The 23,679-nt window shown below is 71.7% G+C and carries 19 protein-coding genes; 14 read left to right on the top strand and 5 right to left on the bottom strand.

Annotation, left to right across the window (positions count from 1 at the left end; translation table 11 throughout):
- The first annotated feature begins 38 nt into the window (after positions 1 to 38).
- Complete coding sequence (locus ACFYSH_RS15455) at positions 39 to 1,037, top strand: DNA-3-methyladenine glycosylase family protein (RefSeq protein WP_388752836.1); 999 nt, start codon at positions 39 to 41, stop codon at positions 1,035 to 1,037.
- 39 nt (positions 1,038 to 1,076) lie between these two features.
- Here ACFYSH_RS15455 and ACFYSH_RS15450 read toward each other — a convergent pair whose 3' ends face one another.
- The 3 genes from ACFYSH_RS15450 to ACFYSH_RS15440 are packed head-to-tail and all read right to left on the bottom strand — an operon-like array spanning position 1,077 to position 3,901.
- Entirely contained in the window at positions 1,077 to 2,402 is a 1,326-nt protein-coding gene (locus ACFYSH_RS15450) for a coenzyme F420-0:L-glutamate ligase (RefSeq protein ID WP_388752833.1), read from the bottom strand.
- A complete protein-coding gene (cofD, locus tag ACFYSH_RS15445) occupies positions 2,399 to 3,355 on the bottom strand; it encodes a 2-phospho-L-lactate transferase (RefSeq protein WP_359472028.1) in 957 nt (318 codons plus the stop codon). The genes ACFYSH_RS15450 and cofD overlap by 4 nt, the downstream gene beginning before the upstream one ends.
- 45 nt (positions 3,356 to 3,400) lie before the next feature.
- Positions 3,401 to 3,901: a cysteine dioxygenase gene (locus ACFYSH_RS15440; RefSeq protein WP_388752829.1), complete on the bottom strand. Its 501-nt coding sequence runs from the start codon at positions 3,899 to 3,901 to the stop codon at positions 3,401 to 3,403.
- A 652-nt stretch (positions 3,902 to 4,553) separates the two neighbouring features.
- Here ACFYSH_RS15440 and ACFYSH_RS15435 point away from each other — a divergent pair.
- From ACFYSH_RS15435 to ACFYSH_RS15425, 3 genes are all read left to right on the top strand, one after another.
- Positions 4,554 to 4,817, top strand: coding sequence for a WhiB family transcriptional regulator (locus ACFYSH_RS15435; RefSeq protein WP_018846780.1), 264 nt, complete (start codon positions 4,554 to 4,556; stop codon positions 4,815 to 4,817).
- Between the two features lie 286 nt (positions 4,818 to 5,103).
- On the top strand, positions 5,104 to 8,901 hold the full coding sequence (locus ACFYSH_RS15430) for a glycosyltransferase family 2 protein (protein WP_359472033.1): 3,798 nt from the start codon (positions 5,104 to 5,106) through the stop codon (positions 8,899 to 8,901).
- Entirely contained in the window at positions 8,898 to 10,421 is a 1,524-nt protein-coding gene (locus ACFYSH_RS15425) for a DUF5719 family protein (protein ID WP_359472035.1), read from the top strand. Before ACFYSH_RS15430 ends, ACFYSH_RS15425 begins: the two co-directional genes overlap by 4 nt.
- A 19-nt stretch (positions 10,422 to 10,440) precedes the next feature.
- Here the strand turns inward: ACFYSH_RS15425 and ACFYSH_RS15420 are convergent, their stop codons facing one another.
- Positions 10,441 to 10,869, bottom strand: a complete 429-nt coding sequence (locus ACFYSH_RS15420; protein ID WP_359472037.1) for a metallopeptidase family protein — start codon at positions 10,867 to 10,869, stop codon at positions 10,441 to 10,443.
- Positions 10,870 to 11,202: 333 nt separating this feature from the next.
- Between ACFYSH_RS15420 and ACFYSH_RS15415 the strand changes: the two genes are divergently transcribed.
- The 9 genes from ACFYSH_RS15415 to ACFYSH_RS15375 all read left to right on the top strand — a co-directional run bounded on the left by ACFYSH_RS15415 (position 11,203) and on the right by ACFYSH_RS15375 (position 21,143).
- Positions 11,203 to 11,574, top strand: a complete 372-nt coding sequence (locus tag ACFYSH_RS15415) for a DUF3499 domain-containing protein (RefSeq protein WP_053929176.1) — start codon at positions 11,203 to 11,205, stop codon at positions 11,572 to 11,574.
- A 150-nt stretch (positions 11,575 to 11,724) separates the two neighbouring features.
- Positions 11,725 to 13,341, top strand: coding sequence for an L-lactate permease (locus ACFYSH_RS15410; protein ID WP_359472040.1), 1,617 nt, complete (start codon positions 11,725 to 11,727; stop codon positions 13,339 to 13,341).
- Positions 13,342 to 13,403: 62 nt separating this feature from the next.
- A complete protein-coding gene (locus ACFYSH_RS15405) occupies positions 13,404 to 14,771 on the top strand; it encodes a phosphomannomutase/phosphoglucomutase (protein ID WP_359472042.1) in 1,368 nt (455 codons plus the stop codon).
- Positions 14,772 to 14,978: 207 nt separating this feature from the next.
- Positions 14,979 to 15,161, top strand: a complete 183-nt coding sequence (locus ACFYSH_RS15400; protein ID WP_015577430.1) for a Trm112 family protein — start codon at positions 14,979 to 14,981, stop codon at positions 15,159 to 15,161.
- A 39-nt stretch (positions 15,162 to 15,200) separates the two neighbouring features.
- Positions 15,201 to 16,331 (top strand): SIS domain-containing protein, encoded by a 1,131-nt coding sequence (locus ACFYSH_RS15395; RefSeq protein WP_359472044.1) that lies wholly within the window; start codon positions 15,201 to 15,203, stop codon positions 16,329 to 16,331.
- Positions 16,332 to 16,389: 58 nt separating this feature from the next.
- The gene (gene manA, locus ACFYSH_RS15390) at positions 16,390 to 17,592 is read left to right on the top strand and encodes a mannose-6-phosphate isomerase, class I (RefSeq protein ID WP_388752822.1); all 1,203 of its coding nucleotides are present in this window, start codon (positions 16,390 to 16,392) and stop codon (positions 17,590 to 17,592) included.
- A gap of 87 nt (positions 17,593 to 17,679) precedes the next feature.
- Positions 17,680 to 18,675 carry a cation diffusion facilitator family transporter gene (locus tag ACFYSH_RS15385; protein ID WP_359472048.1) on the top strand — a complete coding sequence of 332 codons (996 nt, stop codon included), beginning with the start codon at positions 17,680 to 17,682 and terminating at the stop codon, positions 18,673 to 18,675.
- 262 nt (positions 18,676 to 18,937) lie between these two features.
- Positions 18,938 to 20,395, top strand: a complete 1,458-nt coding sequence (ahcY, locus tag ACFYSH_RS15380; protein WP_359472050.1) for an adenosylhomocysteinase — start codon at positions 18,938 to 18,940, stop codon at positions 20,393 to 20,395.
- A 124-nt stretch (positions 20,396 to 20,519) separates the two neighbouring features.
- Positions 20,520 to 21,143 (top strand): hypothetical protein, encoded by a 624-nt coding sequence (locus ACFYSH_RS15375; protein WP_359472052.1) that lies wholly within the window; start codon positions 20,520 to 20,522, stop codon positions 21,141 to 21,143.
- Positions 21,144 to 21,178: 35 nt separating this feature from the next.
- Here ACFYSH_RS15375 and ACFYSH_RS15370 read toward each other — a convergent pair whose 3' ends face one another.
- Complete coding sequence (locus ACFYSH_RS15370; protein WP_388752818.1) at positions 21,179 to 22,126, bottom strand: RDD family protein; 948 nt, start codon at positions 22,124 to 22,126, stop codon at positions 21,179 to 21,181.
- Between the two features lie 119 nt (positions 22,127 to 22,245).
- Between ACFYSH_RS15370 and ACFYSH_RS15365 the strand changes: the two genes are divergently transcribed.
- Entirely contained in the window at positions 22,246 to 23,253 is a 1,008-nt protein-coding gene (locus ACFYSH_RS15365) for a stage II sporulation protein M (RefSeq protein WP_359472056.1), read from the top strand.
- Positions 23,254 to 23,679: the final 426 nt, after the last annotated feature.

Below are 23,679 nucleotides of genomic sequence, written 5' to 3'. Positions count from 1 at the left end.
CCTCGACAGGCACCCCCCGACGACCGAGGACCTCATCCGTGGCAGGACGCTTCGTACCCCGCACCACCGCCGTGCCCCGGCAGAATCCGGCGGCTGCGGAGGAGTGCGCCCCGGCGCGGACCCGGAGCTGGACACCGCCGGGTCCGCTCGACCTGAGGCTGGTCCTGAGCCCTCTGCGGCGCGGCCCTGCGGACCCCGCCTACCGGGCGCTGCCCGACGGCACCTTCTGGCGCGCCACGCGCACCCCGGCCGGTCCCGGCACCCTGCGCGTCTCGGCCTCCGGCGACGGCGTGATCCACGCCGCGGCCTGGGGGCCGGGCGCCCAGTGGCTCCTGGACGGGCTCCCGGCGCTGCTCGGCGCGGACGACACCCCGGACGCCTTCCGCCCGCGCCACCGGCTGGTCGCCCTGACCCAGCGCAGCCGCCCGGGTCTGCGCCTGCTGCGCACCGGGCTGGTCATGGAGTCCCTGATCCCCTCGGTCCTGGAACAGAAGGTCACCACCGACGAGGCCTACCGCGCCTGGCGGCTGCTGCTCCGCACCTACGGCACCCCCGCCCCCGGCCCCGCCGGCCAGGCGTTCGCCGCGTACGGCCTGTACGTGATGCCGGACGCCAGGACCTGGTCGCTGATCCCGTCCTGGGAGTGGCACCGCGCGGGCGTGGACGCCAAGCGCTCCGCCACGATCCTGCGCGCGGTCCGGGTGGCGCGGCGCATGGAGGAGGCGGCCGCGATGGAGCTCCCCGAGGCGATGGCCCGGCTGCAGCTGATCCCGGGCATCGGCCCCTGGACCGCGGCGGAGACACTGCAGCGCTCGAACGGCGCGGCGGACGCGGTGACGGTCGGCGACCTCCACCTGCCGGGCATCGTGGGCCACGTGCTCGGGGGCAACAGGGACGCCGACGACGAGGAAATGCTCGCGCTCCTCGCCCCGTACGAGGGCCAGCGTCACCGCGCGACCCGGCTGATCATGCTCTCGGGGCAGCTCCCGGCCCGCCGGGCCCCTCGGATGACGCCGCGCGACATCGCCCGGCTGTGACCGGCCGGGTCCGCCCCGGCAGGAGGCCCACGGTCCGCCTCAGCGCACCGTGATGAACGCCTCCGCGTCCCGGGTGGCCCGCGGCGGAGGTGTGGACTCGGGGTGTCCGACGGCCACCGCGCCCAGCGGATCCCAGGAGTCCGGCAGGTCCAGCACCTCACGCACGACGGAGCGGCAGAACATCGTGGAGGACACCCACGCCGAACCGAGCCGTTCACCCGCGAGTGCCACCAGGAAGTTCTGCACGCCCGCACCGGCCGCGACGACGAACATCTCGCGTTCCGCGGCGTCCCGGCGCTCGTCCCCGTAGGTGTGCGAGCCGTCCATCACGAGGCACGGCACCGCCAGATACGGTGCGTTGCGCAGGACATCGCCCCGCCGCACCCGCTTGGCGATCGACTCCTCGCCGCGCCCGTCCCGCCGCAGGTCCGCGATCCACGCGTCACGCATGGCGTCGAGCAGTCGGTGCCGCGACGCCGCCGACTCCAGCAGGACGAACCGCCACGGTGTCGTGTGGTGGGGCGCCGGAGCCGTCACCGCAGCCGCCACCGCACGCCGCACGGCTCCGGGGTCGACCGGTTCGTCCGTGAACTCCCGTACCGTGCGCCGCAGGTTCAGTGCCTCCCGCACAGCCTCGGACGTACCCAGCCGGAACATGTCGTCCGCAGCGACCCGCACCATCGCCCGGGCGCCCTCGTCGGACGTGCCGGGGCCCGCCACCACATGAGGGAGTCCCCGCACCACCGCGACCGGGAGCCCGGACGCCTTGCCCTTCACCAGGTCACCGGCCGAGGCCAGTTCGTCGGCCGTGGCGACGACGGTGGAACTCAGCGGATTGCCGTACCCGTCGGTGCCGCCCCGGAGGTCGTCGAGGACCTTGACCCCCGCTGCTCCGATCGCCACGTCCGTCAGGCCGCTGCGCCAGGGGCGTCCGAAGGTGTCCGTGACGACGACCCCGACCTCGACCCCGAGCGTGTCCCGCAAGCCGTCCCGGATCAGCCGGGCCGAGGCGTCCGGGTCCTCGGGGAGCAGCAGCACCGTCCCGGCCGGCGTGTTCGACGCGTCGACCCCGGCGGCGGCCATGACGAGCCCCTGCCGGTTCTCCACGATCCTGAGCGTCCCGCGCCGGGCGACCACCCGGACGGTCTCGGCATCGATCGCCGCCTCGCGGTCCGTGGCCTCGACGATCCGGCCCTCCGCCTTGGAGACGATCTTCGAGGTGACCAGCAGGACATCGCCGTCCACCAGGCCCGGTTCCGTGCCGGCGATCAACTTCGCGAGGTCGTCACCCTCCCGCACCTCGGGAATCCCGGGCAGGGCCCACACCCGGAACGAGGGTGCCCCGTCGGCCGGGCCGCCGCTCATACCCGTACCTCCTCGGCCAGCGCCAGTGCCTGCCGGGCCATCTCCGCGGTGGCGTCCAGGTCGGTCATCATCAGCGGGACGGCGCGGCAGCGGATCCCCGCCGACTCGACCTCGTCGACCGCTCCGGCGTCCACGCTGTCGACGAGCCAGCCGTCGAGCAGCCCCGAACCGTAGTGCCGGGCGACGGCCGCGGCGGTGGACTCGACGCCCACCGCGGCCAGCACCTTGTCGGCCATGCCGCGCACGGGCGCGTCGCCGACGATGGGGGAGAGCCCGACGACGGGGACCCCGGCCTCGGCGATCGCCTCCCGGACACCGGGCACGGCGAGGATGGTGCCCACCGAGACGACGGGGTTGGACGGCGGGAAGACGATGACGTCCGATCCGGCGATGGCTTCCAGGACGCCCGGTGCGGGCTCGGCCTGCTCCGCCCCCACCGGTACGACGGCCTGCGCGGGCACGGAGGCGCGCATCTTGACCCAGTACTCCTGGAAGTGGACGGCCTTGCTCTCGCCGTCGACGTCCACCGCGACATGCGTCTCCACACGGTCGTCGGACATCGGGATCAGCCGGACCCCGGGCTTCCACCGCGCACAGAGCGCCTCGGTGACCGCGCTCAGCGGATAGCCCGCGCCGAGCATCTGCGTACGGACGATGTGGGTGGCGAAGTCACGGTCGCCGAGCCCGAACCACTCGGGTCCCACGCCGTAGGCCGCGAGTTCCTCCTTGACCCGGAAGCTCTCGTCGGCACGCCCCCAGCCCTGCTCCTCGTCGATGCCACCGCCCAGGGTGTACATCACGGTGTCGAGGTCGGGGCAGACCTTCAGCCCGAACAGATGGATGTCGTCGCCGGTGTTGCCGATCACCGTGATGTCCGCGTCGGGCGCGGCCTGTTTGAGGCCACGCAGGAAACGAGCACCACCGATACCGCCGGCCAGAACCACAATGCGCATGAAGAGCAGTGTGTCAGGCGCGGCCCGGTACGCGTGGCGGTGGTGTCAGGCCCTGACGACGTCCTCGGCCACCCGGGCGCACCGCGCCGTGTGCATCGGCATGTCGGTCAGGCCCGGGAAGTAGATGTGCAGGCTGACGGCGGGCCCGAGGGAGTCGTTGACGACCTCGTGGACGTATCCCGGCGCGAAGACGCGCTGCGCGCCCGCGCCCAGGGCCTGCGCCCCGCGGGCCGTGTGCTCGGTCAACTCGCCCTCCAGGAGGGTGAGTACGCCGGAGGAGGGGCCGTGGTCGTGGCGGCCGCTGCCCTGGCCGGGGGCCCAGCTGAGCAGCCACACCTCGTAGCCGGGGCCCGAGTGCAGCCGGTGGTACCAGCGGGTCGTGGTGTCGTACCGGACGAGCGGGGCCCATCGGTCGCGGTCGGCGGCGATGGAGCGGGCGAGTCCGACGAACCCGGCCACGGTGGACGGGTGGGAGCGGGCCGGCTGGAGGAGGTGCTGGACCTCGAGGATGTCGCCGGCGATCGAAAGGTCGCTGTCGCTGTTCATGGGTGCGGTGGTTCCTCGGCATGTGGATGCGCGTGCATGGGGGTGTCACGGGGACCGGAATGCGGTGAAACGGGGCTGGATCAGAGCTGGAGCGTCAGGGCTTCAACAGCTGTGACAGCTGGAACAGCAACAGCGGGCCTGGACAGCCGTGCGGAACCCACGGATGTGGGTCGTGTACGTGGCTGCGGTCGCTGGCATGAGGTCAAGGAGACCGGCTGGATCCTCCCTCTGTCAACCCAATGCCCGATTTGGCGGCAATGTTTCACCCCGATCGGTTGCCGAGGGTGAAGAAAGGTTTTGGCAGCCGTCGGGGAGGCAAGGTGGCGCATCAGCCATGTCCGTAAACGCGATCGAGGGACCGTGACCCTACTGTGATCTTGGTCGCTTCAGTGATCAAATCGAAACATCGGAGCGGTGCCACTCGTCTCACGCACGGGGAAGTGGCGGTGGACGGCGCCGATGGCATATGTCAGGTTTTTGGTGATTTAAACACTTTCTGCATACGCTTGGTTCCGCAGAGTGAATACCGAGGCCAATAGCAGATCTTCGCTTGACTGGCCCAGAGCTACACACTTGTAATTTCACTCGTGTCGTTCGGCCGTGGCGATAACGGCCGCATCACGGGGACGCAAGAGACGGACGAGGGGCGCACATGACCGAGCTGTTCCAGCAACTGCTGGTCGAGGACGCGGACGAGGAGCTCGGCTGGCAGGAGCGCGCGCTGTGCGCCCAGACCGACCCCGAATCCTTCTTTCCTGAGAAGGGCGGCTCCACCCGCGAGGCCAAGAAGGTCTGTCTCGCCTGTGAAGTCCGTTCCGAATGCCTTGAGTACGCCCTCAACAACGACGAACGCTTCGGAATCTGGGGCGGTCTCTCCGAGCGTGAGCGGCGGCGCCTGAAGAAGGCGGCCGTCTGACACCGCACAACCGGACGCCCCCCGGGAGCCGGAACCACGGTGGCCTGGGGCCGCACCCCGTACACCGGGTGCGGCCCCCAGGCCACCGGCATGTCCGGCCATGTCCAACCATCTCCGGCCGTCTCCGGTTCCCGCAGGTCAACCGCTCGGCGCGGGGCGGACATCCGTACCGTTAGTGTGGGGCCCCGTCCGAGAGACGCGCCAACGCCCCGCCGGGGCGGGCGTGTACACCGATGCAGCCCCCGGGGGGACCCCCTCCGGACCCGGCCGGAGGGCCCGTACCCCGATGTCCGTGCACAGCCACTCGGCGGCGCCGAACGAGGCCGCCGCCGCCCCAGAGTTTCCCAGGCACGTCGTCACCGCCGTGCTCGTCTCGCACGACGGCGCACGCTGGCTGCCCCGCGTGCTCGGCGGACTGCTCGGGCAGGAACGCCCCGTACAGAACGTCGTCGCCGCCGACACCGGCAGCGCCGACGACTCCGCCCGCCTGGTCACCGAGGCGCTCGGCGACGAGCGCGTCCTCCACCTGGCACGGCGTACGAGCTTCGGCACAGCCGTCGACGAGGCGACGCGCACGGCGGGGGTCCTCACCCCCGACGACCTGCCGTACCTGAAGCGGCCGAGCGGCTGGGACCCGGTCACCCGCAGCTGGCGCGACGACGCGTACGACCTGCCGGAGCTTCCGCACGGTGAACCCGTCCAGTGGCTCTGGCTGCTGCACGACGACAGCGCTCCCGAGCCGGACGCGCTCGCCGAGATGCTGCGCGTCGTCGACAACGACAAGCACGCGGCGATCGTCGGACCCAAACTGCGCGGCTGGTACGACCGCAAGCAACTCCTCGAGGTCGGCGTCTCCATCGCCAACAGCGGACGCCGCTGGACCGGACTGGACCGCCGCGAGCAGGACCAGGGCCAGCACGACCAGGTCCGTACGGTGCTCTCCGTCTCCTCCGCGGGCATGCTCGTGCGCCGCGACGTCTGGGAGGAGCTCGGCGGCTTCGACCGCAGGCTCCCGCTGATGCGTGACGACGTCGACCTCTGCTGGCGCGCCCACATGGCCGGCCACCGGGTTCTCGTCGCCCCGGACGCGGTTCTCCGGCATGCCGAGGCCTCCGCCAGGGAACGCCGCCCGATCGACTGTGCCGGACGCTCCGTCACCAGCCCGCACCGCGTCGACAAGGCGGGCGCCGTCTACACGATGCTCGTCAACGCCCGCGGCAAGCAGTTGCCGTGGGCCGTGTTCCGCATCGTCGTCGGCACCCTGCTCCGCACCCTCGCCTACCTCGTCGGCAAGGTGCCCGGGCAGGCACTCGACGAGGTCGCCGGGCTCTTCGGCACCCTGCTGCGTCCCGGGCGGATCATCGCCGCACGCCGCGCGCGCGGCAGAGGGACGGTGGACGCGGCGGAACTGCGGTCACTGTTCCCGCCGTCGGGTGCCACGGTCCGCGCCACCGTCGAACAGGTCGCGGGCAACTTCAGCAGCAGCACCGACTCCGACTCCGGCGGCTCACGGCACGGAGCGGTCGAGTCCGGGCCCGGCGGTGACGACGCCGACTTCCTGGAGATCGAACAGTTCGCACGGCTCAAGAAGGTCGGCCGCAAGCCGGGCCCCGTGCTCTTCGCGCTCCTCCTCCTCGTCTCGCTGGTGGCCTGCCGTGGCCTCCTCGGCAGCGGCGCCCTCGCGGGCGGCGCGCTGCTTCCCGCCCCCTCCGACGTCGCCGACCTCTGGGGGCGTTACGCGGACGGGTGGCATCCGGTCGGTACCGGCGGGACCCAGACCGCGCCGCCCTACCTCGGTGTGATCGCCGCCCTGTCGGCGTTGTTCCTCGGCTCCACGGGTTTCGCGCTCACCCTCCTGCTCGTCTGCTCGGTCCCGCTCGCCGGACTCACCGCGTACTTCGCCTCCCGGCCGCTGCTCGAGTCCCGGCTGCTGCGGGCCTGGGCGAGTGTCGCCTACGCCTTCCTGCCCGCCGCCACCGGTGCGCTGGCCACCGGGCGTCTCGGGACCGCCGTCCTGGCCGTCCTGCTCCCGCTGATCGCCCGCGCGGCCGTCGCCGCGCACGGGCTGCGGGGCGACGACTCCGGCGCACGCGGCAGCTGGCGCGCCACCTGGGCGTACACCCTGCTGCTCACCCTCACGACGGCCTTCACGCCGATCGTCTGGCCGCTCGCGGTGGTCCTCGGCATCGGCGTACTCGTGCTGCGCCGGGGTGACATCGCCGCGTACGGGCTGCGCTTCCTGGCCACCGTCGGCACCCCGATGCTGGTCCTCGCACCCTGGTCGCTGTCCCTGCTGACCAGCCCGTCCGGCTTCCTGAAGGAGGCCGGGTTCGACATCGGTGCGGGTACGGCGTCCGCCCTCGACCTGCTCGGCATCAGCCCGGGCGGTCCCAAGGCCGCGGGCGGCGTGCTGCTGCTCGGCATCGTGCTGGCGGCGCTGGCCGCCCTGCTGCGCGGGGAGCGGCAGTTCGCGATCCGTTCCGCCTGGGTCGTCGTGCTCGTCTCCCTGGTCTTCGCGGGGGTCTCCAACGGCTCCACCTGGGCGGGGCCCGCCACACTCGTCTACGGCATCGCCCTGCTCGCCGCCGCCCTGCTCGGCGCGGACGGCGCCCGGGTGCGGGTCGCCGCACTGAGCTTCGGCTGGCGCCAGCCGGTCGCCGCGCTGATCGCCCTGGCCGCCGGGCTAGCCCCGGTGCTGGCCGCGGCCGGCTGGATGATCGACGGTGCGGCCGGCCCGGTGGAGCGCCGTGACCCCGTGCAGGTGCCCGCCTTCGTCGCGGAGGAGAGCAATACCCGCGACCAGGCGCGCACCCTCGTGCTCGGCGGCACGTCGCCGTCCGCCGTCTCCTACAGCCTGGTCCGCGGCTCGGGCGCCCGGCTGGGCGACGCCGAGCTCACCGAGGCGGGCGGCAGCAACACCCACCTCGACAAGGTCGTCGCCAACCTGGTCGCGGGCTCCGGCGCCGACCAGGGCAGCCAGCTCAGCGGCTTCGCGATCCGCTACGTCCTCGTACGGGACGGAGCGCCGCGGCAGATGAGCCGGGTGCTGGATGCGACGCCGGGTCTGAGCCGGCTCAGCCAGTTGGACGGCAGCGCACTGTGGCGGGTCGACCGCCAGGTCTCCCGGCTCGCGATCGTCCCCTCCGGCGACGGGGCCGAACCCGTTCCCGTCGGATCGCTGGCCGTCGAGGCCCACACCGAGATCCCCGAGGGCGACTCCGGCCGGGTGCTGCGCCTCGCCGACGCGGCCGCCCCGGGCTGGCAGGCCACGCTGGACGGCCGGGCCCTCACACCGAAGACCGTGGACGGCTGGGCGCAGGCCTTCGAGCTGCCCACCGAGGGCGGCAGGCTGGACCTGACCTACGACGCACCCCTCACGCACACCGTCTGGGTCTGGGCGCAGGTGGCGCTCGGGGTCGTCCTGGTGGTGCTGGCCCTGCCGGGGCGTCGCCGGGAGATCGACGACGACCTGCCCGAGGAGACCGAGGCCGTCGCAGCCGAGCCGGTCGCCGGGGAGGGGCGCCGGGCACGCAGGCTGCGCGCGGCGGCCCAGGCGGAAGCGGCGGACGCGGGCGACGAAGCCGTCGCAGGGACGGCACACGCGGAGGGCGGTACGGCGGCCGGGTACGGCGAGGCGGCTCCCGGCGTGGCCGAGCAGGCGGCGGAGTACATCCCGGCCCAGCAGAGCGCCGATCCGTACGCGGCGGTCCCGGACCAGGACGGCACGGGTACGTACGCGGCGGTCCCGGACCAGGACGGCACCCACACCTATGCGGCGGTCCCGCAGCAGAACTACGGGGAGTGGGAGGCGCAGCAGTACCAGGGCGCCGACTACGGCCAGTACCAGGGCGGCCAGGACGCCGGCCAGTACTACCAGGCCGATCCCTACCAGCAGGACCCGTACCAGCAGCAGGGCACCTACGACCCGTACGGATACGCCCAGCAGCAGCCCTACGCCACGGGGACGGGCGAAGCCGCTCCGTACCAAGGGCAGGACGGGCACGACGAGAACACGACCCCGGGCCAGGACCCGTGGCCGAACGGCAACGGCAACGGCAACGCATCGCGAGGCGAGTCCGAGTGAAGTCCACCCCCCTGTCCCTCATCGCGGGCGTCGTCGCCCTCGCAGCCGTCACCGGTCTCGCCGCGGTCACCGCGCCCGGTGACGAGAGCGTGGTGGAGACGAAGGCCGCGGCCCGGCTCCCCGTCGAGCGCTCCAGCCTGCTCTGCCCGGCGCCGAGCACGTCCGAGGTGGCGGAGACGACGTACACCTCCGTCACCCCGTCGGGGGAGGGCGGCGGGGAGACCGGTGCGGCCGAGCTGGAGCCGGCCGAGCCCCTCCCGGCGAGCGAGGAGGAGCCGACGGACAAGAAGAAGGACGACAAGGACCAGGAGAAGACGGCGGACGGCAAGTCCGTCGTCTCCCTGAAGGAACTCGGCAAGCCGGTCACGGCCGACACCGCCGAGTCCGACGCCCCCGCACTCGTCGGCACCGCCACCGGGAAGTTCGCCCCCGGCTGGACCGCCCAGCAGACCACCACGGCCGCTGCGGGCGGTGCCCGCGGCCTGCTCGGTGTCAGCTGCACCGCTCCCGACACGGACTTCTGGTTCCCGGGCGCGAGCACCGGCGCGGATCGTCAGGACTACGTCCACCTGACCAACCCCGATGACACCGCAGCCGTCGCCGACATCGAGCTGTACGGCGCCGAGGGCCCCCTCGACTCCGATGTGGGGGAGGGCATCACGGTCCCGGCGAGGTCGAGCGTCCCGATGCTGATCTCGACCCTGACCAGCGAGGTCGCCGAGAATGTCACCATTCGTGTCACCACCCGGTCCGGACGTGTCGGCGCGGTCGTGAACTCCGCCGAGGACGGGGTGGGCAGCGACTGGCTGGCCGCCTCCGCGGACCCGGCAGGCACCCAGGTCCTGCCCGGCATCCCGGCCGACGCCACCTCCGTACGCCTGGTGGCGTACGCGCCCGGGGAGGACGACGCCGATGTGAAGGTCCAGCTCCTGGGGAAGAACTCGACGTTCGCACCGGCGGGGAACGCCACTTTGCACATCAAGTCGCAGATGACCGCGAGCGTCGACCTCAAGAACGTCACCCGGGGAGAGCCCGGCACGCTCCGGCTGTCGCCCGTGGACGGCAGTGGGACCCCGGTGGTCGCCGCGCTGCGCGTGGTGCGCGGTACGGGCGCCAAGCAGGAGGTCGCGTTCATCCCGGCGACCGGCCCCGTGGGCGAACGCGCGAGCGTCGCCGACAACCGGGCGAAGGGTTCGGTGCTCTCCCTGGCAGCTCCGGGCGCAACGGCCGAGGTCAAGGTCACGGCTTCGGCGGGCAGCGGGAGCGGCGAGGCGACCGTCAAGACCTACACGGTCAAGGGCGGTACGACGCTCGAGGTCACGCCCGAGACTCCGGCGGGCCTGAAGGGCGGCTACGCACTGACGGTGGAGACGGAGTCGGGCGGCCCGGTGCACGCCGCCCGCACGCTGACGATCGCCGAAGGCGGCATCGACATGTTCACCGTGCAGACACTGCCGGACGACGGGGGCACGGTCGAGGTGCCCGCCGTGGAGCAGGACCTGTCGGTCCTGGACGACTGAGGCAGCGCGCTACGGGCTCTCAGTCCTGCCCGTAGCGCGGGTCGACCGACTCGGGTGAGAGGCCGAGCAGCTCCGCGACCTGCTCCACGACGACCTCGTGCACCAGCATGGCGCGCTCGTCGCGGCTCTTGGTGCGGATCTCGACCGGGCGCCGGTAGACGACGATCTGGGCGGGCTGCCCTTTCACGGCCGACAGCGCGCGCCCCAGTGGCACCGTCTCCTCGAGCGATCCCGGCACGTCGAGGACCAGGAAGTCGACATCCGCCAGCTGCGGCCAGCGCCGCTCCAGCCGTTCCACCGAGTCCTGGACGAGATCGCGGAAGGTCTCGGCCCTGCTGACGGACAGCGGCACCTGGGGCGGGGCGACCGGTCCGCGCATGCCGCGGCCATGGCGGTCGCGGCGGCGGGGCCGTGGTTCGGACGGGTGGGGCGGTACGGGACTGTCCATCACCGACGCAGCGTAACGCTCCGCGGGCCGGGGCGATCACGGCTTCTCCAGGGGTCCGCCGGATGCCTCTGGATGCTCCTCGGATGTTCCCGGATGAACATTCAGGCCAGGCTTGGGTGCGGTTTTGGCCCCTGCTCCGATCGCCGACCCGTCGTAGACCGACCGCCGGAGTTCCTTCGGGTGACCGTGTCTCAGCCCGCGCGTACCGGCCGGCGCGCAGGTCGGCGCGGGTGCGCCGGAGCGGTGCGGGGCGCGGCTTCCCGGGCGACACGAGGGGGTGAGCCAGGGGCGCGTCGTCGCAGCCCGCTCAAGAGTGCGGTACCGTCCAACATCGTGAGCCCTGTACGTCGCTGTTCGCGAACCGCGTGCGGCCGTCCCGCCGTCGCGACACTGACGTACGTCTATGCCGACTCGACCGCGGTCCTCGGCCCGCTCGCCACCTATGCCGAGCCCCACTGCTACGACCTCTGCGCCGAGCACGGTGAGCGTCTCACCGCGCCGCGCGGCTGGGAAGTCGTCCGGCTCTCCGACCCCTCGGCCCCCACCCGCCCCAGCGGTGACGATCTGGAAGCGCTCGCCAACGCCGTGCGCGAGGCGGCGCGGCCACAGGACCGCCAGCAGGGCGGCAGGGGACCGCGTGCGGCGGATCCGGTGGAGGTCGCGCGCCGGGGGCATCTCAGGGTGCTGCGCTCCCCGGACTCCTGACACCCCTTCCGTCCCACCGGTCCCGCCCGCCACCTCTCCGTCCGGCGGAAGTTCTCCGGCACGGAGCATTGACGTCGGCTTGTCGCGGACACGACCATTCCCCCACCCGTGAGAGATCGCTTCCGCATCACGGAATCCGGGGAGGTCTGTGTGTTTGTCCAGCAACTCGAACCCGTAGCCGATTCGCTCGCTCTGTCCGCCCTCGTCGCTTCCCTGCCACTGGTGACCGTCCTGGTGCTGCTGGGCGCCGTCCGCATGAAGGCCCACCGCGCCGGACTCATCGGGCTCGCCGTCGCCGTGCTCGTCGGCTGGCTGGCGTTCAAGATGCCCGTCGGGCAGACCCTGTCCGCCGGGGCGCAAGGTGTCCTCTTCGGGCTCTTCCCCATCATGTGGATCGTCGTCAACGCCCTCTGGGTGTACCGGATGACCGTCCGCACCCGGCACTTCGACATCCTGCGACGCTCCTTCGGCCGGGTCTCCGACGACCCCCGCATCCAGGCCCTGGTCATCGCCTTCTGCTTCGGCGCGCTCCTGGAGGCGCTGGCCGGCTTCGGCGCCCCCGTCGCCATCTGCTCCGTCATGCTCGTCGCGCTCGGCTTCGACCCGGTGAAGGCCGCCGTCGTCGCGCTGGTCGCCAACACCGCTCCCGTCGCCTTCGGCGCGATGGGCACACCCGTGGTGACCCTCGCTCAGGTCACCGGACTGCCGCTGGACGACGTCGCGACCGTCGTCGGCCGCCAGACGCCGCTGCTCGCGCTCGTCGTCCCGCTGATCCTGGTCTTCCTCGTCGACGGCAGGCGAGGGCTGCGCGAGACCTGGCTGCCCGCGCTCGTCTGCGGAGTGGCCTTCGCCGTCGCCCAGTTCGCCGCGTCCAACTTCGTCTCCGCCCAACTCGCCGACATCGCGGCGGCGCTGGTCGGCGCCGGCGCGCTGATCGCCGTCCCCGGCGCACGCAGGCCCGCCGAAGAACCCGTACGCGCGGCCGTGCTCACGGGCGTACGCACCGAGGACCTGGACCAGGAGGACCCGCGCCGCGAGGTGCTGCGCGCCTACGCCCCGTACGCACTGATCGTGGTGGTGTTCTCCGTCGCCCAGATCCCGCCCGTCAAGCGCCTGCTGGCCGAGGCGACACAGGTCTTCGACTGGCCGTTCCTCGACGTCGCGGGACCCGGCGGCGCACCGGTCGGCGCCAACGTCTTCTCCCTCCCGCTCCTCGGCACGGGCGGCACCCTCGTCCTGCTCGCCGGCCTGGTCACCGCCGGCGTCATCGGCGTACGGGCCGGCGCCGCCGCGCGGGAGTGGGCGGCCACCGTGCACGAACTGCGCTACGCGATCCTCACCGTCACGTCCGTGCTCGCCCTCGCCTACGTCATGAACCTCTCCGGACAGGCCGCCGCCATCGGGCAGTCCGTCGCCGCAGCCGGCGCCGGACTCGCCTTCCTCTCACCGGTGCTCGGCTGGTTCGGCGTCGCCGTCTCCGGCTCCGACACCTCCGCCAACGCCCTCTTCGGCGCGCTCCAGGTGTCCGCCGCACGGGAGTCCGGCCTCTCGCCGGTACTCCTCGCCGCGGCCAACAGCTCCGGCGGAGTGCTGGGCAAGATGATCTCCCCGCAGAATCTGACGATCGCCTGCGCGGCCGTCGGTCTCGCCGGGCGCGAGGGCGATCTGCTGCGCAAGGTCCTGCCGTGGAGCCTCGGCCTGCTGCTGGTCATGTGCCTGGTCGTGATGGCCCAGAGCACGGCGGTACTGGGCTGGATGCTCCCCTGACCGGAGGCCCGGGACCGCCGGGTAGTTTGGGCGGTCCGTAGAGATCCCCAGGAGGACCGGCCGTGGTTGCTGACCTGTCGCAGCTCGTGAAGGCGTACGACGTGCGCGGAGTCGTGCCCGACCAGTGGGACGAGCGGCTCGCCGAACTGTTCGGTGCCGCCTTCGTCCAGGTCACCGACGCGGACGCGATCGTGATCGGCCACGACATGCGGCCGTCCTCACCCGGTCTGGCCGCCGCCTTCGCCCGCGGCGCGACGGCGCGCGGCGCCGACGTCACCCTCATCGGGCTCTGCTCGACGGACCAGCTGTACTACGCCTCCGGGGCGCTGGACCTGCCCGGCGCGATGTTCACCGCCTCGCACAACCCGGCGCGGTACAACGGCATCAAGCTGTGCCGCGCCGGCGCCGCGCCCGTGGGTCAGGACACCGGCCTGACCGAGATCCGCACGCTGGTCGAGCAGTGGTCGGAACACGGCCTCCCCGCCACGGCCGCCACCGTCCCCGGCACGGTCACCGAGCGCGACACCCTCGCCGACTACGCCGCGCACCTGCTGGGCCTCGTCGGCCTGTCAGGGATCCGGCCGCTCAAGGTCGTCGTGGACGCGGGCAACGGCATGGGCGGCCACACCGTCCCCACCGTCTTCGCGGGCCTCCCCCTCGACCTCGTACCCATGTACTTCGAGCTCGACGGCACCTTCCCGAACCACGAGGCCAACCCCCTCGACCCGAAGAACATCGTCGACCTCCAGGCCCGCGTCCTCGCCGAGGGCGCCGACCTCGGCCTCGCCTTCGACGGCGACGCGGACCGCTGCTTCGTCGTCGACGAGCGCGGCGAAGGCGTGTCCCCGTCCGCGATCACGGCCCTGGTCGCCGCCCGCGAGCTGGCCCGTAACGGCGGCAAGGGCACCGTCATCCACAACCTGATCACCTCCTGGTCGGTCCCCGAGGTCGTACGCGAGAACGGCGGCACCCCCGTCCGCACCCGTGTCGGCCACTCCTTCATCAAGGCCGAGATGGCCGAACACGGCGCGATCTTCGGCGGTGAGCACTCCGCGCACTACTACTTCCGCGACTTCTGGAACGCCGACACGGGCATGCTCGCCGCACTCCACGTCCTCGCCGCGCTCGGCGGTCAGGAGGGCCCGCTCTCCGGACTCCTCGACCGGTACGACCGCTACGCGGGCTCCGGAGAGATCAACTCCACCGTGGCCGATCAGTCGGCCAGCCTGGTGGCGATCAGGGCGGCGTACGACGGCCGCGACGACGTGCGGTTCGACGAGCTCGACGGACTCACCGTGACCGGCGGCGACTGGTGGTTCAACCTCCGCGCCTCCAACACCGAGCCACTGCTGCGCCTGAACGTCGAAGCACGGGACGAGAGGACGATGACGGCGGTACGCGACGAGGTCCTCGCCCTCGTCCGCGCGTGACCGGGACACTCGGGGGCACACGCACCGTGTACCAGCGAGGCCCGCTCCGCCCGCCGTAGGCGTGCCACCGACGCATGCCCCGTCGGGCGGGGCCCGCCGGGCCGCGACCCTCTCGGCCCGGCGGTAGGCTGACCACGCCCGAGGCTCCGCCGACCCGAAACCGGGTCCGGACCGGATCCGCACCGCATGCCCGAAGGGACCCACCCCATGCCGCTCGAAGCCGGCCTCCTGGAGATCCTCGCCTGCCCGGCCTGTCACGCCGGGCTCGACGACCGGTCCGCGGCCGAAAGCCCCGAGCTCGTCTGCACCGGCACGGACTGCGGTCTCGCCTATCCGGTCCGGGACGGAATCCCGGTGCTCCTCGTCGACGAGGCCCGCCGCCCCGCGTAACCCGCACCCTGATCAGCACGGTGATCGGAGGCCCACCACATGCTCGACGAGTCGCTGCTCGACGCACCGGAAGCCCTGGCACGAGCCGACCGGCGAGGTCTGCTGCGCGGTGCCGCCGAGGCCGGTGCCCGCGTCCGCACCGCCACCCGGCACGCCGCCGAGGCGGGTATCGGAACCCTGGCCCCCGAAGGCCGGCCCCGCGCCGTCCTGGTCGCGGGCCCCGGCACCGCCGCATCCGGCGTCGCCGACCTGATCGGCGCGCTCGCGGGCGCCTCCGCGCCCGTCACCGCCATCCGCCCCACCGGGGTCGCGGCAGCCGCCGGAGCGCTGCGCTGGGCACTGCCGGGCTGGGCCGGACCCGTGGACCTGCTGCTGATCGCCACGGCCGACGGCTCGGAACCCGGCCTCGCCCTGCTCGCCGAGCAGGCGTACCGCCGCGGCTGCACGGTCGTCGCCGTCGCCCCCGTCCGGTCCCCGCTGCGCGAAGCCGTCGACGGGGTGCACGGGCTCGTCGTACCCATGGCGTCCGCCCCGCACGGCGAGTACGACGCGGAGACCTCGGCAGCGGGCCCCGGCACGCTCTGGGCCCTGCTCACCCCGCTGCTCGCCCTCCTGGACCGGGTGGGCCTGATCGACGCGCCCCCGGAGACGCTGCGGAAGGTCGCCGACCGCCTCGACCGCACCGCCGAGCGCTGCGGGCCGGCGATCGCCACGTACAGCAACCCGGCCAAGACCCTCGCCGCGGAACTCGCCGACAGCCTCCCCCTCGTCTGGACCGAAGGCGAGGCGGCAGGCCCCGTTGGACGCCGGTTCGCCGCCGTCCTGGCCGAGCTCGCCGGACGCCCGGCCCTCGTGGCCGAACTGCCGCAGGCGCTGCCCTCCCACGGCGGACTGCTCGCCGGTGCCTTCGCCGCCGGGGGAGACCCCGACGACTTCTTCCGGGACCGGGTGGACGAGCCCGAAACCATGCGTGCCCGTGTCGTCCTGCTCCGGGACCGTCCCGCCGGCGGCCTGACCGCGAGCCCGGCCGCCCGTGAGCTCGCCCTGAGCCACGACACGGCCATCAGCGAACTCGAACCGGAGGAGGGCACCGAGCTGGAAGCCCTCGCCGAGCTCCTCGCGGTCACCGACTTCGCCGCCGTCTACGCCTCTCTCGCCTACCGGGCCTGACCGCCCGCCCCCGCCCCGGGCGCCCGCGCGCCCGCGCTTTCCACGAGGACACATCTCCATGGACCGGCTCTCCAACACCGTGCGCCCCTACGCCTGGGGGTCCACCACCGCCATTCCCGAACTGCTCGGCACCGCCCCGACCGGCGAACCGCAGGCCGAGATGTGGATGGGAGCCCACCCGGGAGCCCCTTCACGCCTCACCCGGCCCGCCGAAGCGGACACCGCGAGTTCCGGCGCGGGCGAGCAGGCCCTCACGGACGTCATCGCGGCCGACCCCGAACGCGAACTCGGTGCCGCGGCCGTCCGCGCCTTCGGCCCCTGCCTCCCCTTCCTGCTCAAGCTGCTCGCTGCCGGCGCCCCCTTGTCCCTCCAGGTGCACCCCGACCTCGCGCAGGCACAGCACGGCTACGCGGACGAGGAGCGCCGGGGCATCCCGGCCGACGCGCCGCACCGCACCTACAAGGACGCCAACCACAAGCCCGAGCTGATCTGCGCCCTCACGCCCTTCGACGGCCTGTGCGGTTTCCGCAGGCCCGCCGAAGCCGCCGATCTGATAGCCGCCCTCGGCGTCGACTCGCTCAAGCCCTACGTGGACCTGCTCCGTGCCCACCCCGAGGAGGGGGCCCTGCGCGAGGTCCTCACGGCGATCCTCACGGCGGACCCCGACGAGATGGCACACACGGTCGCCGACGCGGCCGAGGCCGCAGGACGGCTCGGCGGTGCCCACGCCCCGTACGCGCAGATCGCCCACCATTACCCCGGTGACCCGGGCGTCATCGCGGCCATGCTGCTGAACTACGTACAACTCCAGCCCGGTGAGGCCATGTTCCTCGGCGCGGGAGTCCCGCACGCCTATCTCGGCGGCCTGGGGGTCGAGATCATGGCCAACTCGGACAACGTGCTGCGCTGCGGTCTCACCCCGAAGCACGTCGACGTCCCCGAACTGCTGCGCATCGTCCGCTTCGAAGCCACCGAGCCCGGCATCCTGCGCCCGGAGGCCTCACCCACCGGCGAGGAGCTCTACGAGACCCCGGTCGACGAATTCCGGCTGTCGCGCTACGTCCTGCCGGCCGGCGGCGCCCCCGTCGACCTCACGGCGGCCACCCCGCAGATCCTGCTCTGCACGGCAGGTGCTCCGCAGGCCGCGGGGACCGGCGGCGGAATCGGCCTCGCCCCCGGTGATTCCGTGTTCGTCCCTGCGGACGAAACGGTCGAAGTGTCCGGTACGGGAACACTCTTCCGTGCGACCGTGGTGGTCTGACGTACCGTCCGCACCAGCGGCTGCAACAATGTCCGGCCGTAACGCGGCGTCCGTGCCGCAGCACCGAGGAAGGGACACCAGGCACCCATGAGCGCGTCAGGCGGAACCAAGGCGATCGTGGCGGCACTCGCCGCCAACCTCGCGATCGCAGTGGCCAAATTCGTGGCGTTCCTCTTCAGTGGCTCGTCATCGATGCTGGCGGAGAGCGTCCACTCACTGGCGGACTCGGGCAACCAGGGACTCCTGTTGCTCGGCGGCAAGAAGGCGCAGCGCGAGGCGACCCCCCAGCACCCCTTCGGCTACGGGCGCGAGCGCTACATCTACGCCTTCCTCGTGTCCATCGTCCTGTTCTCGGTCGGTGGCATGTTCGCGATCTACGAGGGCTACGAGAAGATCAAGCACCCGCACGAGATCGAGGCCTGGTACTGGCCGGTCGGCGTGCTGGTCTTCGCGATCATCGCCGAGAGCTTCTCCTTCCGTACGGCCATCAAGGAGTCCAACCAGACCCGCGGCAAGCTGTCCTGGACGCAGTTCGTCCGCCGCGCCAAGGCACCCGAGCTTCCCGTCGTCCTCCTCGAGGACCTCGGCGCACTCGTCGGTCTGATCCTGGCCCTCGGAGGCGTCGGGCTGGCGCTCGGCACCGGCAACGGCGTGTGGGACGGCATCGGCACCCTGTGCATCGGCATCCTGCTCATCGTCATCGCCATCGTCCTCGCCGCCGAGACGAAGTCGCTGCTGCTCGGTGAGGCAGCCGGCACCGAGGACGTCCAGAGGATCCAGGCCGCTGTGGTCGACGGCGACACGGTCACCCGCATCATCCACATGCGCACACTGCACCTCGGCCCGGAAGAACTGCTGGTGGCAGCCAAGATCGCGGTGCGGGCCGAGGAGTCCGCCGCCGAGGTCGCGGAGGCGATCAACGCCGCCGAGAACCGGATCCGCGCGGCCGTCCCGATCGCCCGGGTCATCTACCTCGAGCCCGACATCTACGACGAGGCGGCCGCCGCGTCCGGTACCAACCCGGGCAAGGCCCCGGGAGGCCCCGCCTCTCCCGGCGACGTACCGGCCGGATCCGGCCACTGACCTGCTGAGGATCAGCCCCGAACGGCCCCGTGACCCACTCCGCCACCCAGGCGGACTGGGGCGCGCTGGGCCGTTCGGTGTAGATTCGGGGCAGTACCAGACGTCGCTGCTGATGGCGGTCGATCGGTTCGCAGGAGCGGGCCGGCCGAGGGAGAGAGGGCCTCCGACGGACTGCACTGCGGATCGCCCGGGCATTCGTGTGCCCGTGGCCGCCGCAGAGCCAGCCAGTCCACCCTCGACCCATCACGAGGAGCAGCCCGTTATGACGACGGCCGCCAATCGCCAGGACTTCAAGGTCGCAGACCTTTCCCTCGCAGCCTTCGGGCGCAAGGAGATCACCCTCGCCGAGCACGAGATGCCCGGCCTGATGTCGATCCGCAAGGAGTACACCGACGCCCAGCCGCTGGCCGGCGCCCGGATCACCGGCTCCCTGCACATGACCGTGCAGACCGCGGTACTCATCGAGACCCTGGTCGCCCTGGGCGCCGAGGTCCGCTGGGCCTCCTGCAACATCTACTCGACCCAGGACCACGCCGCCGCAGCGATCGCGGTCGGTCCGAACGGCACCCCGGACGCCCCCGCCGGCGTCCCGGTCTTCGCCTGGAAGGGCGAGACCCTCGAGGAGTACTGGTGGTGCACGGAGCAGGCTCTGACCTGGCCGAACACCCCCACCGGCGGCCCGAACATGATCCTCGACGACGGTGGCGACGCCACCCTCCTCGTCCACAAGGGCGTCGAGTTCGAGAAGGCCGGTGAAGCCCCGGACCCCTCGACCGCGGACAGCGAGGAGTACGCCTACATCCTCACCCTGCTGAACCGGACCCTCGGGGAGGCGCCGCAGAAGTGGACCCAGCTGGCGTCCGAGATCCGCGGCGTGACCGAGGAGACGACGACCGGTGTGCACCGGCTGTACGAGATGCACCGCGACGGCACCCTCCTTTTCCCGGCGATCAACGTCAACGACGCGGTCACCAAGTCGAAGTTCGACAACAAGTACGGCTGCCGCCACTCGCTGATCGACGGCATCAACCGCGCCACCGACGTCCTGATCGGTGGCAAGACCGCCGTCGTCTGCGGCTACGGCGACGTGGGCAAGGGCTGTGCCGAGTCCCTCCGGGGCCAGGGCGCCCGGGTGATCATCACGGAGATCGACCCGATCTGCGCCCTGCAGGCCGCGATGGACGGTTACCAGGTCACGACGCTGGACGACGTGGTGGAGACCGCGGACATCTTCGTCACGACGACGGGCAACAAGGACATCATCATGGCCTCCGACATGGCCCGGATGAAGCACCAGGCCATCGTCGGCAACATCGGCCACTTCGACAACGAGATCGACATGGCCGGCCTGGCGAAGATCGACGGCATCGTCAAGGACGAGGTCAAGCCGCAGGTCCACACCTGGAAGTTCCCGGACGGCAAGGTCCTGATCGTGCTGTCCGAGGGCCGCCTGCTGAACCTCGGCAACGCCACCGGTCACCCCTCGTTCGTCATGTCCAACTCCTTCGCGGACCAGACGCTGGCCCAGATCGAGCTGTTCACCAAGCCCGAGGCGTACCCGACCGACGTCTACGTGCTGCCGAAGCACCTGGACGAGAAGGTCGCCCGACTCCACCTCGACGCGCTGGGCGTGAAGCTCACGACCCTGCGCCAGGAGCAGGCCGACTACATCGGTGTCCCGGTCGAAGGTCCGTACAAGTCCGACCTCTACCGCTACTGAGCCGGCCGTCGGCCGCCGGCCGGCGCAGCTCTCAGCAGCAGGTACGAGCGCAGGCCCCCGCACCCCCGTGTCGGGGGCCTGCCCCGTACCGCACCCGCACAGCCCGAGGAACCCGAAGGACCCCATGCCCCGCGGCCGTTATTCGCTCCACGATGTCCACGACCACACCCCCCTCGGCGAAGAACACTTCCACTGCGCGCCCGGCCCCTCCGGCTGGCGCTATGTCTCCCAGACGACGGGCCCCTCAGGTGCCCACCTGGGTTCCGTCGATCTGGCCCTGGACGATCTCGGCCGCCCCATCCGTCTGGAACTGCACGCGGCGAGCTGGCAGATCCGGGGCGCCGCCCTCGACGGGGTCACCTGGGTGCGGAACGATCCCACCGGCACTCATGCCACCGAAGGCAATGTCCGCGCCCACACCTTCTCCGGCACATCCCCCGCTTTCCTCGTCGCCACTGCCCGACTTCTGCGCCTCACCCCCGATTCCCCCGTGACCCGCGTCCGTCTGGTCACCTTCACGGACCCGGTTCTCGCCCCCCGTACCGTCGACCAGTCCTGGTCGCTGCTGAACAGTGAAGCGCACGCCACTGACAACGGACCCCTGATCGTGGACGAGTACCAGGTCAACGCACTGGACACCGGTGAGCAGCACGTCGTTCACCTCGCGGGTGACGTGGTGCTGGCAGCACCGGGCATCGAGCTCGAGCACCTCGAATCCCCGCCTTCGGCGAGGCCCGGACCCGTCTGACAGGCCAGAGGCCGCAGAGGGGTTCGGGCGGGGGCTCAGGCCGGCGGGGCGAACCCGGTGGCGGGCGGAGCGACGGCCCCGTTCCGGCCCGCGTCGGCCGTCGCCACGGGCACGACCGCCCCTCCCGGCCGGACTTCGGTGGACCTCGGGCCGCCGGAGGCCTCCCGGTTCCCGGTCACGGGCTGCGGCAGGGGCCCCGGCGCGGGCACCCCCGGCGTCGGGTGACTGCGACCGACCGCCGAGGCCACCCGCCGGAAATCACGCACCTGTCGCTCGTGCACCACGGCCGCAAGGTAAGCAGCCGCCGGTACCCCCTGCGGCACCGGAACACCCGTACGCGCGGCGAGATCCGTGGACAGCCGCTCGGCCATGGCCCCGCGCACCGCACCGTCCAGATGGTTCATCCGCGTCAGGTACTGCCGGACCGCCAGCCAGAGGCCGTCCGGCACCCCCGAGAGGTCCAGCTGCGCGAAACGTCCCACGAGCCAGGGCGGTGGCGGCGGCACAGTGAGTGCCCTCCCTGCCGGCACCCGCTCACGCACGACGAGCGTGCCTGCGAATACGTCTCCGAGCCGACGGCCACGGGCGGACACCAGGGAGGAGATGCAGCCCACGACTCCGAAGGTCCCCAGAATCTCGACCACTCCCATCGCCCCCCGCACGAGTGCGTGCCGGAACCGGATCGGTCCGCCGTCATCCCGCACCACACGAAGCCCGCAGGCGAGCTTTCCGAGCGAGCGGCCGTGGGTGAGTGTCTCGACGGCGACCGGCCCGCCCACCAGGACCAGCAGAAACGTTGCGACGCCGACAGCGGCGGTCGCGGCTTCGTCGAGCGTCACGGTCGCCACCGCCAGACCGACGGACAGCACCACGTAAACGGTCAGAAGTACCGCGAGATCGATGGCTGTCGCCAGCGCCCGGCTGGGCAACCTCGCCGGCCGCAAGCCCAGTACGACCGCGTCTCCGGTCACGAGTTCATTCATCGCCAGCCACCCCTCGCCGCCCTTGCCTGCCCCTCGGGGCCACAGTCTGCCAAGCTGACCCGCAGCGCGCCGCCGTAGTACGGACCCGTACGCCCCCATGCCTGGAGCAGCAGCCGACCATGGATCTCGACGTCTTCGTGACCACCCACCGCATCGAGTGGGACCGCCTGGACCATCTCCTGCACCGAGGGCGCAGCCTGACAGGTGCCGAGGCGGACGAACTCGTCGCCCTGTACCAGCGCACCGCCACTCATCTTTCCCTGATCCAGTCCAGCGCCCCGGATCCCCTGCTGACCGCGCGCCTCACCCAGCTGGTGGCCCGCGCACGGGCCACCGTGACGGGGACGCGCCGCTCCTCGTGGCGCGACGCCGCCCGCTTCCTGACCGAGGGGTTTCCCGCGGCGGTCTACCGCTCGCGGCGCTGGTGGATTCCCACGGCGGTGCTCTCCACACTGCTGGCGGCGGTCATCGGGTGGTGGATAGGCACACATCCGGAGGTACAGGCGTCGATCGCCGCTCCGGAGGATCTGCGCGCCCTTACCCGGCCCGGGGGCGAGTACGAGACGTACTACTCGAGCCACCCGGCCGCCTCGTTCGCCGCCCAGGTCTGGACGAACAACGCCCAGGCGGCAGCCATGTGCCTGGTGCTGGGGGCCTTTCTCGGCATATTCGTGATCTGGATCCTCTTCGTCAACGTGCTCAACCTCGCCGTCGGCATCGGCCTGATGTCATCGGCCGGCCGTCTGGACACCTTCCTCGGGCTCGTCCTGCCGCACGGACTTCTCGAGCTCACCGCTGTCTTCGTGGCGGCGGGCACAGGACTCCGCCTCGGCTGGACGGTCATCGACCCGGGCCCGCGCACGAGGCGCGCGGCCCTGGCCCAGCAGGGCCGGGCTGCCCTGGGCATGGCCATCGGCCTGGCGCTGGTCCTGTTCGTCTCCGGCGTCATAGAAGGCTTCGTCACCCCGTCGGGCCTCCCCACCTGGGCTCGCATCACCATTGGAGTCGTGGCTGAGCTGGCCTTTCTCGCCTACGTCTACGTCCTAGGAGGCCGGGCGGCCCGTGCCGGGGACACCGGCGACCTCGAAGCAGGGGAGCGAAGCGCGGAGCTCCCGACCGCAGCCTGAAGACCGATGTGCGTGGGGGACCGCTGACCTGCTAGTCTTCTGGTCGCCCACAAAAACTGTTGACACAGTTCGCGTGGAGAGGTAGATTTTAACGGTTCGAGCGAGCTGGACAGTTCGCTAGGGAACGTCTAAAGTTCATCTCGCTCGTGCGGAGGACATGGTCCTCGCAAGAGCCGATCGATTCTTCTCTTTCAAGCAATCGCCGGATTCGCTTCGGTCGAATTGCTTCTGATAAAGTCGGATCAGCCGAAAGGCAAAGGCCACTCCAAAGGCCGCCGGAATCAAAATTCGGACCGGAAACGGAACGAAATGAGTCTGGTAAGGTTGGAACCGCCGGAAAGGGAAACGCGAAAGCGAAGAACTGGAAAGCGAAACAGCAGGAACCCGCTTCGGCCGGGAATCGGACACGAAAGAGTCTGATAGAGT

Origin of the sequence: Streptomyces sp. NPDC005791 (assembly GCF_042871485.1) — a bacterium.
Lineage (GTDB): Bacteria > Actinomycetota > Actinomycetes > Streptomycetales > Streptomycetaceae > Streptomyces.
Note: the sequence above shows the minus strand (reverse complement) of the source record. Positions and strands in the feature narration are given on the sequence as shown.

Bases quoted from the DNA above. Each gene is read 5' to 3' on its own strand.
- ACFYSH_RS15450 (WP_388752833.1), bottom strand. From the start codon at position 2,402: ATGAGCGGCGGCCCGGCCGACGGGGCACCCTCGTTCCGGGTGTGGGCC.
- cofD (WP_359472028.1), bottom strand. From the start codon at position 3,355: ATGCGCATTGTGGTTCTGGCCGGCGGTATCGGTGGTGCTCGTTTCCTG.
- ACFYSH_RS15440 (WP_388752829.1), bottom strand. From the start codon at position 3,901: ATGAACAGCGACAGCGACCTTTCGATCGCCGGCGACATCCTCGAGGTC.
- ACFYSH_RS15435 (WP_018846780.1), top strand. From the start codon at position 4,554: ATGACCGAGCTGTTCCAGCAACTGCTGGTCGAGGACGCGGACGAGGAG.
- ACFYSH_RS15430 (WP_359472033.1), top strand. From the start codon at position 5,104: ATGTCCGTGCACAGCCACTCGGCGGCGCCGAACGAGGCCGCCGCCGCC.
- ACFYSH_RS15420 (WP_359472037.1), bottom strand. From the start codon at position 10,869: ATGGACAGTCCCGTACCGCCCCACCCGTCCGAACCACGGCCCCGCCGC.
- ACFYSH_RS15400 (WP_015577430.1), top strand. From the start codon at position 14,979: ATGCCGCTCGAAGCCGGCCTCCTGGAGATCCTCGCCTGCCCGGCCTGT.
- ACFYSH_RS15395 (WP_359472044.1), top strand. From the start codon at position 15,201: ATGCTCGACGAGTCGCTGCTCGACGCACCGGAAGCCCTGGCACGAGCC.
- manA (WP_388752822.1), top strand. From the start codon at position 16,390: ATGGACCGGCTCTCCAACACCGTGCGCCCCTACGCCTGGGGGTCCACC.
- ACFYSH_RS15385 (WP_359472048.1), top strand. From the start codon at position 17,680: ATGAGCGCGTCAGGCGGAACCAAGGCGATCGTGGCGGCACTCGCCGCC.
- ahcY (WP_359472050.1), top strand. From the start codon at position 18,938: ATGACGACGGCCGCCAATCGCCAGGACTTCAAGGTCGCAGACCTTTCC.
- ACFYSH_RS15375 (WP_359472052.1), top strand. From the start codon at position 20,520: ATGCCCCGCGGCCGTTATTCGCTCCACGATGTCCACGACCACACCCCC.
- ACFYSH_RS15370 (WP_388752818.1), bottom strand. From the start codon at position 22,126: ATGAATGAACTCGTGACCGGAGACGCGGTCGTACTGGGCTTGCGGCCG.
- ACFYSH_RS15365 (WP_359472056.1), top strand. From the start codon at position 22,246: ATGGATCTCGACGTCTTCGTGACCACCCACCGCATCGAGTGGGACCGC.